Source organism: Aphanothece microscopica RSMan92, assembly GCF_046613545.2.
In the GTDB taxonomy this organism is placed as follows: Bacteria; Cyanobacteriota; Cyanobacteriia; order PCC-6307; family Cyanobiaceae; genus NIES-981.
This window is the reverse complement of the sequence record NZ_JBKKKY020000545.1, coordinates 1-445: the sequence shown is the minus strand read 5'-3', so window position 1 is coordinate 445 and position 445 is coordinate 1. Positions and strand designations below refer to the sequence as shown.

At 62.0% G+C, this 445-nt stretch carries 1 protein-coding gene; it reads left to right on the top strand.

What is annotated here, in order from left to right; all coding sequences use genetic code 11:
• Positions 1–160: 160 nt before the first annotated feature.
• Positions 161–445, top strand: a 285-nt coding sequence (locus ACLD7X_RS18985) for a hypothetical protein (protein WP_411425233.1), incomplete at its 3' end; no start/stop codon positions are given.

Sequence of the window (445 nt, the reverse complement as noted above, 5' to 3'; positions counted from 1 at the left end):
GCCACGCGATCCCCGCCACCTGTGCAGCCATTCCTGTCTCGCGATGCGTGCCGATATGGTTCTACGACCATACTCAAACCCGAACTGTCGGCTTCGAGAGAAACCGTAGATTCAGCCTCCCATTTGCGCGCGATCAAGGCGGAGCGGCCTGAAGACCGCCATGTCAGACGAAGCTGTCAACCCGAGATCCCGCAAAATGGCACTCATTTCACGCAGAACGGCCATCGGAACCGGCGTCTCGCTTGCCGCCATGGGTGCAGCGGGATTCAGCCTCTGGCCACGCATGGACGGCTATCGCGAGGAGGTGGAGCGACAGCGGCGGCTTCTCACCGAAACTCCCCGCATCGAAGAGCTTGTGCGGATGGCGACGCTCGCCGCCAATGGGCACAACACGCAGCCCTGGAGGTTCCGGCTTGAGGACCAGAAGGTGGCGATCCTTCCCGAT